The 10419-nt window shown below is 61.3% G+C and carries 9 protein-coding genes and 1 pseudogene; 4 read left to right on the plus strand and 6 right to left on the minus strand.

Translation table 11 applies throughout. The features are described from left to right. A pseudogene (locus JNL55_RS36735) lies at positions 1-203 on the minus strand (HAD family hydrolase); the annotation flags it as partial. Between the two features lie 155 nt (positions 204-358). Between JNL55_RS36735 and JNL55_RS36740 the strand changes: the two are divergent. Next, on the plus strand, positions 359-1195 hold the full coding sequence (locus tag JNL55_RS36740) for a 5'-3' exonuclease (protein WP_293866916.1): 837 nt from the start codon (positions 359-361) through the stop codon (positions 1193-1195). Position 1196: 1 nt separating this feature from the next. Here JNL55_RS36740 and JNL55_RS36745 read toward each other — a convergent pair whose 3' ends face one another. Continuing rightward, positions 1197-2816, minus strand: a complete 1620-nt coding sequence (locus JNL55_RS36745; protein ID WP_293866918.1) for a tetratricopeptide repeat protein — start codon at positions 2814-2816, stop codon at positions 1197-1199. A 227-nt stretch (positions 2817-3043) separates the two neighbouring features. Between JNL55_RS36745 and JNL55_RS36750 the strand changes: the two genes are divergently transcribed. The 3 genes from JNL55_RS36750 (at position 3044) to JNL55_RS36760 (ending at position 5964) form a co-directional block, all read left to right on the plus strand. Next, the gene (locus JNL55_RS36750; protein ID WP_293866921.1) at positions 3044-4753 is read left to right on the plus strand and encodes a methyl-accepting chemotaxis protein; all 1710 of its coding nucleotides are present in this window, start codon (positions 3044-3046) and stop codon (positions 4751-4753) included. 135 nt (positions 4754-4888) lie between these two features. Next, positions 4889-5323: a hypothetical protein gene (locus JNL55_RS36755; RefSeq protein WP_293866924.1), complete on the plus strand. Its 435-nt coding sequence runs from the start codon at positions 4889-4891 to the stop codon at positions 5321-5323. Beyond that, positions 5323-5964: a TetR/AcrR family transcriptional regulator gene (locus tag JNL55_RS36760; protein ID WP_293866927.1), complete on the plus strand. Its 642-nt coding sequence runs from the start codon at positions 5323-5325 to the stop codon at positions 5962-5964. The genes JNL55_RS36755 and JNL55_RS36760 overlap by 1 nt, the downstream gene beginning before the upstream one ends. Here JNL55_RS36760 and JNL55_RS36765 read toward each other — a convergent pair. The 4 genes from JNL55_RS36765 to JNL55_RS36780 all read right to left on the minus strand — a co-directional run bounded on the left by JNL55_RS36765 (position 5903) and on the right by JNL55_RS36780 (position 10318). After that, entirely contained in the window at positions 5903-7288 is a 1386-nt protein-coding gene (locus JNL55_RS36765; RefSeq protein ID WP_293866930.1) for an APC family permease, read from the minus strand. The genes JNL55_RS36760 and JNL55_RS36765 overlap by 62 nt on opposite strands. Before the next feature lie 15 nt (positions 7289-7303). Further along, entirely contained in the window at positions 7304-8161 is an 858-nt protein-coding gene (locus JNL55_RS36770; protein WP_293866933.1) for a class I SAM-dependent methyltransferase, read from the minus strand. Between the two features lie 94 nt (positions 8162-8255). Further along, positions 8256-9347 (minus strand): amidohydrolase family protein, encoded by a 1092-nt coding sequence (locus JNL55_RS36775; RefSeq protein WP_293866937.1) that lies wholly within the window; start codon positions 9345-9347, stop codon positions 8256-8258. Beyond that, on the minus strand, positions 9344-10318 hold the full coding sequence (locus JNL55_RS36780) for an N-acetylglucosamine kinase (RefSeq protein WP_293866940.1): 975 nt from the start codon (positions 10316-10318) through the stop codon (positions 9344-9346). The genes JNL55_RS36775 and JNL55_RS36780 overlap by 4 nt, the downstream gene beginning before the upstream one ends. Positions 10319-10419 lie beyond the last annotated feature (101 nt).

Raw genomic sequence — 10419 nt, forward strand, 5'->3', positions numbered from 1 at the left:
GGAATGTTCAGCCGTCGCACCGAATCCACCGCGCGCCGGCCATGGATGTCGTGCAGGAACGTTTTGGCATCGATACCGAACTGCGCGGCCCAGCGAGTCCAGACCCGTTCCGCAGCCTCGATGGAGCTGAGCAAGGTGCCATCCATGTCGAACAGCAGAGCCGCGAACGAGCGGCCGTCGAACCAGGCATCGAATTGAGTCATCCCGCACGAATCTCCAAAAACAGCGCCTAAAGTAGCACAGGCCACCGGCGCACCGCCGAACCCTGCCCGGCTCCGGGTAAAGCGGCGCCACGAAGGCGGCGACGGCATCGCAGGCACGTGTCAGACTATTCATCCGATTCCCGACGAGTGCGCGCATGGTCATCCACCTGGTCGACGGTACGTATGAATTGTTCCGTCATTTTTACGGTTTGCGCCGTTTCAACAAAGGCCAGGACAAGCCAATGGGTGCCGCCAACGGCGTACTGCACACGGTGCTGGAGTTGATCGAACAAGGCGCGACTCATGTCGGCGTAGCCACCGACCACGTCATCGAATCATTCCGTAATCAACTGTGGCCGGGCTACAAAACCGGCGATGGCATCGACCCCGCACTCTGGTCACAATTCCATCCGCTGGAGCGCGCGCTGGTTGCCATGGGCATTACGACCTGGCCGATGGTGGAACTCGAAGCCGACGATGCGCTCGCCTCCGCTGCTCATCTGGCTGCCAAGGATCCGCGCATCGAGAAGGTTTGTATCTGGACGCCAGACAAAGATCTGGCGCAGTGTGTGGTCGAGGATCGCGTGATTCAGATGGATCGCAAGACCAAGGCGATGCGTAACGCGCAAGGCGTGCAGGAAAAGTTCGGTGTGCCGCCGGCGTTGATTGCGGATTTTCTTGCCTTGGTGGGTGATACGGCCGACGGTTATCCGGGCCTGGAAGGCATAGGCCGCGTCGGTGCGGCACGCCTGGTGAACAAACACGGCCCTATCGAGCAATTTCCTGCTGAAGTCCTGAGTGGCGAGCGATTGGAGTTGGCGCTATTGTTCAAGCGTCTAGCCACGCTGCGTACCGATGCACCGCTATTCGATAATGTGGACGTATTGAAATGGCGCGGCCCGACGCCCGAGTTCACGGCCTATGCCGAGCAGTCCGGCGATGCACGTCTGTTAGAGCGCTGCCGAAAGGCCGCTGCGAAAGTCGCCGCTTGAATTATCGACCGGCGACGTACTGCTTGGCTTCTTTGATCTGCAACCGCGGCGAATCGGGCGCCGCTAGTTCGAGCAGCTGACTGTAATAAGCTCGCGCACTGGCCTTATCGCCAAGATCGCGGGCAGCATGAGCGGCGCCGAGCAGACTATTGAACCTTCGCGGATACAGCTCGCCCGAACGTCGATACGCAGCCAACGCCTCGGTCGGTTTCTTGAGCTCCATATATAAGTCGCCGAGCAACTCGTAGGCCGGCAGCGTCGGCCCCGGTGTCACCGCGTGCTTGGGTGTGGCAGCTTCGAGTTCTGCAGCCTGTTGCATGATTTCGACACTACGCGTGTGTTGCCCTTGCTCATGAGCGGACCAAGCCGATAGCTCGAGATTCAGCACCTTGATGCTACGAGCAAACAAATCCTCGCCCGCTTTGCTCGCCACGCCTTCCAGCTCGGTGAGTCGCGTCAACGCAGCGGTCACTTCATCTTGCTTACCCAGATGGGCCGCCCCCAGTCCTCGGCCGAAGCGCGCGATGGCTTCGGCCCACATGAAGCGATCCCAATCCAAATAGGTCGGCGTGCGCGGCTCGATGTGCACTGCCTCGTTCCAAGCACGACGCTCCAATGCAAAGCGCGTTTGAGTCGAGGCCAAATGAAACGCCGTCTTGAAAGTCGGCTCCATGTGCCCGGTGGAGCGCAGCCGCTGCAACTGTTCGGCCGCCTCGACATCCGCGCCCTGCTGCAAATAGGCGTAGATCAGATACTCGATGGCATGCGCGAACTCATCCCAGACCAACTCGCCATGCTCACCCGCCGGATGTAACAACGCCGCGTCGGCAGCTCGCAGGTTGCCCTTGATGACGCCGTCCCACTCGCCCAGCCGCGTATAGATGTGAGTCGGCATATGTAACGCATGCGGATTGTTGGGCGCGATGGCTTCGTACTTTCGAGTGATGTCCAACAATTCACGCTCGCGACCCGGCACGTCGTTGGCGTGTACCAGGTAATGCATCGCGCCGGGATGATCCGGTTGTTTCTGGTAGACCCGGAACAGAATGGCAGCCGCCTCGTCGGCATGCTCGCGCGACTTGCCGCTCGCCGGAGTGGTCGCCAGATGCGACAGTGCATAAAACAATGCCGCTTCATCATCGCCAGGCAACGCCTCATACGCTTTGAGCGAAGCTTGCTCCCAGCGACGAATGCGCAGCCAGTAGTCGGACGACTCGGGTTGCTGGAAGAATGCCTCGGCCGCCGCGACGAAATATTGCTCGCGAGGACTGACTCGCAGCGACTTGGTCTGCTGCACCTCTTCCCAACCGCGCTGTAGCGCTGTGTGCGACGGACGAGTCGGCCACAACGGTTGGAACAACGTCATGGCCACACCCCAGTGCGCCATGGCGCACCCCGGTTCGATCTGGAGGGCTTTTTCGAAGGCCTCGCGCGCTTGCGGGTAGGTCATGTGATGCAGCAGCGCCAGCGCCTGGTTGAACTGCGCCTGTGCCGTTACCGAGCACGACACCGGCATGCTGACCTTGCCCAATGAATCATGGTCGTGTTCGGCGGCGACCGCCGGCAAGGCTGCCCAGGCCATCGCCAGCCACGCGTTTCGCCAGTTGGAGTGCCCGGCCATACTCGCCTCCAGCGCCATTTTTCCAGCTGACCAAGCCTCGGCCATCGAGGTGGCGGTTGCAATGGCCATTCGCCTAAGGCGGCGCCCTAACCGCCCGCGGCTCGAGCCCCCTAACGGCCTGCTCAGACCTCACCTGAATCTCCATAAAGTGGCTTGCAGGGCTGCGATTTTTCCGTACGGGGTAGGCACGATGCGTGCCGTTTTCGAGCTTTCCTGAAGTGATGACCATGCAGAATTTGAGTGTCAAAACCCGACTGTTCTTGACGCTGGGCCTGTTGGCCGCAGCCATGCTGGCAGTGGGCTTGTTGGGCCAGAGCGCGTTGAAAGATTCCAGCGCGCAGCTGGACGAGATCTATAGCAACCGCTTCCTGTCCTCGAACTACATTCACAAGATCGCCGCCACCCGTCGCGACAACGTGCGCGCCCTGGACGTGGCCTTGATGAATGGCGATCCGGAACTGTTCCGCGAGTACGAACAGATTCAGGAAAAGACCACCAAAGCGGTGGACGACATGTGGAGCAAATATAAGGAAACCAAAGCCGACGCCGAAGAACAGGCGCTGGCCGACAAGTTTCATCGGCTCGGCGAGGAATACCGGGACGTGCGTAAGCGCACCGTCGAGAAGCTCAAGGCTGGTGATCTCGAAGGCGCGCGCCGTATGCGTGTCAGCGATCTGCGCCCGGCCATTCGGGCCATGATCGGAGCCGGCGACGAGCTGTCGGCCTATCAGGAAAAAGCGGCCGACGCCGCCAACGTTGCCAATGCTGCCGCCAGTCAGCGCGCGCTGCTGGTCTCCTGGATTTCGATGCTGATCGCCGGCGCCATCGGCACCGTGCTCGGCATGCTGTTGATCCGCTCCATGATGAGCTCGCTGGGCACAGCGGTCAGCACCGCCGAACGCATCGCTAGCGGCAAGCTCGGCAACAAGATCGAAATCACGACTCACGATGAGTTCGGCCGTTTGTTGGGCGCCATGCAGGAGATGGACAACAAACTGAGCGACATCGTCGGCTCGGTGCGTCAGGGTGCCGATTCGGTCGGCTCCGCTGCTCGCCAGATTTCCAGCGGTAACGACGACCTGAGTCAGCGTACGCAGGAGCAAGCGTCAGCGCTGGAAGAGACCGCCTCTTCGATGGAAGAGATGACCGCGACCGTGAAACAGAACGCCGATAACGCGCGCCAAGCCAGTCAGCTCGCCGTCGGTGCGCGTGAACAGGCTGATCGTGGCGGCTCGGTGGTGAACCGTGCGGTCAGCGCCATGGGTGAGATCAACGATGCCAGCAAGCGCATCGCCGACATCATCAACGTCATCGACGAGATCGCCTTCCAGACCAACCTGCTCGCCTTGAACGCAGCTGTCGAAGCCGCGCGTGCCGGTGAACAGGGTCGCGGCTTCGCCGTGGTTGCCACCGAAGTGCGCAGCCTCGCTCAGCGTAGCGCCACCGCCGCGAAGGAAATCAAAGACCTCATCAACGACTCCGTGTCCAAGGTGCAAGCCGGCACGCAGTTGGTCGATGAGTCGGGCAAGTCGCTCACTGAAATCGTCGCCAGCGTCAAACGCGTTGCCGACATCGTCGCCGAGATTTCGGCGGCCAGCGAAGAACAGGCCAGCGGCATCGATCAGGTGAACACCGCGGTCACACAGATGGATACGACCACGCAGCAGAACGCAGCGTTGGTCGAAGAAGCGGCCGCCGCCAGCAAGGCGATGGAACAGCAGGCGCAATCGCTGATCGAGAAGGTGTCGTTCTTCTCCAGCACCGGCAGCTACACACCGGCGCCCGCCTCGTTCACGTCGAATGTTTCTTCTGCTCCGCGTGCCAATGTGCGCCCGATGCCGGTCCGCAAGCCGGCGCCGAAAGCTTCGAAGCCGAGCTATTCGGCGGCGCCGATGGCCAAGGCCAGCGGTGACGATTCGAGCTGGCAGGAGTTCTAAGCCCCTCCGGTCGCCGCGGCGCATCCGCAGCCGCGGCGGCCTGTTCCCCGCCCAATCCCCCGATGCGATCCGTTCGCATTTGACTTGACTACTGACTGACCGCCAGTCATTATTTGTTCCGCAAGGGACAAACACATGACACAGCACGACGTTAGTCAGTGGCCGCTGGTAGTTTCGGTGATCGACGGCTGTAAAAAGGCCGAAGATTTGCGCGACGTCGCCGCGCGCTGGCAGGACTGGCTGTCCTGGAACGAGCCATTCGCGGCCCTGCAGATCTTCCCCGCCGGCGATAACGCCCTGCTCTCCGATCGAGATCGCTGGTTGAGCTGGTGGCTGGAAGGTCAGCGCCGCGCCATTCGGCGCAACGTCATCGGCCTGGCCTCGGTGATCCCGGGCGTTCACTATGACAAGATGCCGCAGATGAGCATTCACAAAGTCTTCGGCGTGCCCAGTGCGACCTTTGGATCGGTGAACACAGCGCTACGCTGGTTGGAAGCGCGTGCGTTCCGGCCCAACGAGATCGTGTTCAATCGCGCGGCCGTGGAAGTCGCCCTCGCCGGGGTCGCTTAGTGACGGCGCCAGCCAAGGCACGGGGCCGGCCCCGTACCAAGCCGGCAGAGTTGCGACGTGAAGAGCTGCTGGATGCCGCTCAACAGTTGTTTCTGGACAAAGGCATCGGTGCCACCAGCATCGATGAGATCGCCAACGCCGCCGCAGTCGCCAAGGGCACGTTCTATTTGTACTTCGCGTCCAAGGAGGCGTTGCTACACGCCATCCAGGAACGTTTCATCGCATCGTTCTGCACGCGCTTGGAGGCAGCCATGGAGCGCTGCGGCCCGAACCGCTGGCGCCCTAAACTGCAAGCCTGGGTGACCACCGTCATCGAGGGTTATCTGGACAACGTGCCGCTGCACGATGTGATCTTTCACGAGAACCAACCCTTCGATCGGCACGCGATGAGCAACAATCCGGCCATCGATCAGTTCACCCAGTTATTGAGCGACGGCGCCAAGGCCGGCGCCTGGCTCGCTGAAGAGCCGCGCGGTACCGCCATCATGTTCTTTCATGCGTTACACGGCGCAGTCGACGCTGCCATAGACCAGAACTCCAAGGTCAACCGCCCTCGCCTGACCCGAAGCATCATTACCTTCATCGAGCGGGCCCTGTGCGTGCGCGAAGGTGCAGAACCAGCAACACGAACGCGCCGCTGAGCATCACCACGAGCGCGACATAGCCGGCGTTCTGAGACTGCGCGTAAGTGATGCTCGAATAGAGCAAGTACGCGCACATGGCCACGAACACCAACGGCAGCAGCGGATACCAAGGCACTTGGAACGGTCGCGGCCGTTCTGGATCGCGGCGTCGGAGCACCAGCAACGCGATGCCGCTCAACATGAAAAAGAACCAGAACACCGGCGCGGTGAATTCGACCATGGTCGAGAATCCATCCTTCTCCAGCGCGCCGAATACGATCAGCGCCAGCGCAATCACTGCCTGCACCGTAAAGCCAACGACAGGCGCGTGACGTTCGCTCTGCCACTGCCCCATGAAGCGCAGCGTCGGCCAGTCCTGAGCCACTGAATAGTTGCTGCGGGCACCGACGATCATGGTGGAGTTCATGGACGTCAGCGCCGCCACCGCGACGATCACGCCAATCAACTGACCGCCTAGTGGGCCGAACGCGCGCTCGATCACATCGACGCCCACTGCCTGACTCGCTTTGAGCTGCTCGAAACCGAGTCCATGCAGCACGCTACCGACAAAGATCAAATAAGCAGCTGTGATGATGCCGATGGAGACCACCAGCGTCCGCACCAGCGCGCGCGGCCCGCCCCGCACTTCCGCCGATACATACGCCGCTTCGTTCCAACCGCCAAAGGTCAGCAGCACGAACACCATCGCCAAACCGAAGGCCCCACCGCCTTCCGAAGACGTGGCCGCGATCGGCACTGGCGCAGGATCCAGCGTCATCCCCGCAATCGCCACCAGCAGCACACCGGAGATCTCGAACAACGTCAGCACATTCTGCATACGCGACGAGCCACGCAGGCCGACCAGGTTGATGACAGTCAACAGCACTACCGCCAGTGCTGCGTAAATCGCTGACGAATACGCGCCGAGATCGAACAGTCGCGTCAGATAATCGCCAAGAATGAATCCCAGCAACGCAATCGACCCGGTGCAGATCACCATGCTGCGCGCCCAGGCAAACAGAAAACTCACCTGCTTACCGTAGGCACGAGTCAGAAATGTGTAGTCGCCGCCAGCACTGGGATAGGTCGTCGCCAGCTCTGCGTAGGTAAGCGCACCGATCAGCGACAGCACGCCGCCGAGTACCCAAGCCGCCAGCATCAATGACGGCGAGCCCGCAATTCCCGCCACCATCGACGGCGTTTGGAAAATGCCCGCGCCGATGACGATGCCGACCGTAATCATGGTCGCATCGAACACACTCAAGGTGGGCGTCGGTACCGCCGAGCCCGCCCAATGCTTCGTCTCCGATGTGGCTTGCTCGCGTTCGAACGTCGTGCTCATGAACTGCTCGTGGGGCTACTGGCGCGTGCCGATGTAAGTCGACGTCTTGTCGTTACGAAAGACCTCGGCTTCGATCTGCTTGCCCTTGATCTCCCCTTTCAGCCGCGTATGCACGTCACCTTCGGAGAACATCAGTTCGATGTGCGTGCCTTTGAGCTCAGCGTTGGTGATCTCTTCCTGGCCTACGGTGCCGGTGAGCTTCTGGAAGGTTTGTTGTAAATCGACGTCGAAGCTGTCGTCACCCCGCTGTTGCTTGAAGGACCATTTGCCCGCGGCATCCGCCGGCACGATCCAAAGATAGGCCGCGCCATCCGTCGACACCGAACTCTCATCAGGCCGCCACTCTTCCATCAGGAACGAATGCGACACCACCCGCGTGCCTGGCTTCATTTTCAGGATGGTGGGCCGAAGCTTCAGATTCAGCTCCGGCAGCAGGTAGAGCGTGACCACACTGGCGCTGCTGAAATCGGTCTCGAAGATGTCGCCTTGGACGATCTTGACCTTGTCCGCCACGCCATCCGCCCGCACCAGGCACTGCGCGAGCTGCGCCATGTCCGGGTTGTACTCCACGCCGATGGCCCGGGCGCCGAACTGTTTGGCCGCGGCTATCGCGATCTTGCCGTCGCCGGCGCCGAGATCGTAGACCAGGTCAGTCTTACCAACTTTGGCCATCTCCAGCATGCGGATCACCAGCGGATCGTTGGTCGGCACCCAGACCACATCTTTGCCGGGCTGGCCGGTGCTGGGTTTGAAGGATTTCTCGCAGGCGGCGCGAGCGCCGGCATTCTGTGCCTGGACTGCACCTGCCGACAGCAACAATAGCGCCAGCGCCCAAGCACGCGGCTGCCACCAGATGCGATTCGAGATCGGCATGGCTCCTCCCCCTGAAGCTGTCTCGCTGAACTGGCAGCCTGGATAGCACACCTGTCCGTGGCAACGCCATCGGGTTGGCCCGTTTGGCGGCGACCTACTGCGCTTTGGCCCAGGCCGTGGGGAATAGTTTGCGAGCGTTGCCGTTGTAGATTTTGTCGATCACGTCGCGAGGCAGCGAGAGGCCACGGAACGACGCTTCGAACTCGTCGGAGTGCAGCCGGTCAGCGCTGCTCAGGAATCGCCAGTCCGATAGCCAGGTTTCGTGCGCTTCCGCGGCACAGGCACTGTCTTCTTGGGGACCCTGGCAGGCGATGTCTGTGGCGTAAAGGATTCGATCCTGAAAGTCGATGAAGAAACGGCGCACGCGGTCGCGGTCTACGCTGGCTTGTCGCTGCACGTGTGACAAGCGAGCAGCGAGGTCCACTGAAGCGTTCGGATAGCGTTGGAGAAACTCTGCTGTGCGTTCGATGCTCCATTCCAGCGAGGCCAGATGCACGCCGACGAAATGCAGCTTGGGATGAGCGTCGAGCATTCGATCCCTGGCGGCGATTTGTTGCTCGTAGGTCGGCCACTCCGGATGGGAGTGCATATGATATTGAGGATGCGTGGTGAAGTATTCCCGGTCGCTGCGGATGGTCATCTCTGCGACTGGGAGCCAGGCGTTTCTCGGTTCGCCCAAGTGACCTAAGAGCACGGCGCCACGCTCTTCCAGCATTCTTAAGATAGGAGTGAACCGAGCGTCGTCGATCATCACGGCGCGACCGTCAGCGTCGCGCTGTTGCATGCCGATGTCCTTCCAGACTTTGACAGCGACTGCGCCTTCTTTGAATGCGTCGTCGAGCTGGCGCTCGGTCTGCGTTGCCCAGCCGGTGCGCTGGCTGTCGGTCGCATCGAAGGTCGCCGCGAAGGCTACGCGGTCTGGATGCGCAAGGCGCAGAGCCAATGCGTCGCTCCGCTGTTGAGAAAGCGGAGGGAAATCGCTGTAGTTGACGTTGATGGTTAAGAGCCGGAAGTTGTCCGCTGCGGCTCGCAGCATGAACGTTGGCAAGGCGCCGTGAAGGTGAACATGAGTGTCGACCTTCTCCACCGCAGCGAAGTCGCTAGCGCGATACGGCGGCTGCTCGGCCGCTACGGCCACAACCGATGCGAGCAGCAACGCGACCAGCCACAGCGAGTTCAATTTCATGTCGCCGAACACTGCTGTGTCAGCATCTCAAGCGCGCTCTCGGAAAGCAGCTGGCCCGCCAACTGAGCGGCGTACAGGGCCGCGCCGATCTCGGGCGAATACATTGGCGCGCGATACTCGAAGCCCGACTTAGCCGCCTCCAGGGTGGCATGAAACGTATCGCTCAACCGAGCAGCGCCATTGAACACACCGCCACTATGAGAAACAGGAACGATCGCGCCGGCCGGAATGGCCAAAGCGCGCCGCACGGCCGACACGCACTCAACCAACTCTTGCGCCGCTCTATCGAAAACAGCCACAGCCTGAGCATCCCCCGCCTCCGCGGCCTCATGCACCAGCACAGCGAACTGCGCGAACACACTTCGCACGCTGCCTGACTCCCCATAGATCCGCGCACACAAATCGAGATCCACAGACAACCCCAGCCGAGCACGCACCAACTCATACAGCGGCCCTCGCTGAGCACGACCGTCACTCATGCGAGAAAACAAATTCAATCCCTCGCGGGCAATCCAGTAAGCCGAGCCCTCGTCGCCGATCAACTCGCCCCACCCGCCCGCTCTCGCCTCCCGTCCCAAATACTGGCCGTAGGCCACCGACCCAGTGCCGGCAATTACGCTGATGCCGTCTCGGCAAGCCAACGAGCCAGCCCAGCTACAAACAGTGTCGTTACCGCAGCGATAGTGAGTGGTTTCGAGCAAGGACGAAGGCATGTCATCCATGACCGCCGTCGTCGCGCTGTCCTCGCCATAAGCCGGCAGCCCGACAAACGCAAACGTCACATTGGTAGGAGCGCAAGAAGCTTTGGCGAGCGTCGCGCCGATGCCACCGATCAACAGTTCCTTGGCGTGGACGAACCCTTCGGACAAGTGGCTAACACTAGGGCCGACGTGGCGCGCCAGAATGCGCCCGGCTGCATCGATCAATGCATAGGCGGTCTTGGTGCCGCCGCCATCAACGCCGAGAAACATCGCGCTGTCCCGACCAAGGATGAATGTTCACTCCCTGCACCACCCGATTGACCACGCCGGCAGCGTTCGGACGATCCGGAGTCAAACCCAAGGCTAGCGAC

Source organism: Steroidobacter sp., assembly GCF_016790065.1.
GTDB lineage: Bacteria > Pseudomonadota > Gammaproteobacteria > Steroidobacterales > Steroidobacteraceae > Steroidobacter.

Bases quoted from the DNA above. Each gene is read 5' to 3' on its own strand.
- JNL55_RS36780 (WP_293866940.1), bottom strand. From the start codon at position 10,318: ATGTTTCTCGGCGTTGATGGCGGCGGCACCAAGACCGCCTATGCATTG.
- JNL55_RS36770 (WP_293866933.1), bottom strand. From the start codon at position 8,161: ATGCCGATCTCGAATCGCATCTGGTGGCAGCCGCGTGCTTGGGCGCTG.
- JNL55_RS36765 (WP_293866930.1), bottom strand. From the start codon at position 7,288: ATGAGCACGACGTTCGAACGCGAGCAAGCCACATCGGAGACGAAGCAT.
- JNL55_RS36750 (WP_293866921.1), top strand. From the start codon at position 3,044: ATGCAGAATTTGAGTGTCAAAACCCGACTGTTCTTGACGCTGGGCCTG.
- JNL55_RS36745 (WP_293866918.1), bottom strand. From the start codon at position 2,816: ATGGCCGGGCACTCCAACTGGCGAAACGCGTGGCTGGCGATGGCCTGG.
- JNL55_RS36755 (WP_293866924.1), top strand. From the start codon at position 4,889: ATGACACAGCACGACGTTAGTCAGTGGCCGCTGGTAGTTTCGGTGATC.
- JNL55_RS36775 (WP_293866937.1), bottom strand. From the start codon at position 9,347: ATGAAATTGAACTCGCTGTGGCTGGTCGCGTTGCTGCTCGCATCGGTT.
- JNL55_RS36740 (WP_293866916.1), top strand. From the start codon at position 359: ATGGTCATCCACCTGGTCGACGGTACGTATGAATTGTTCCGTCATTTT.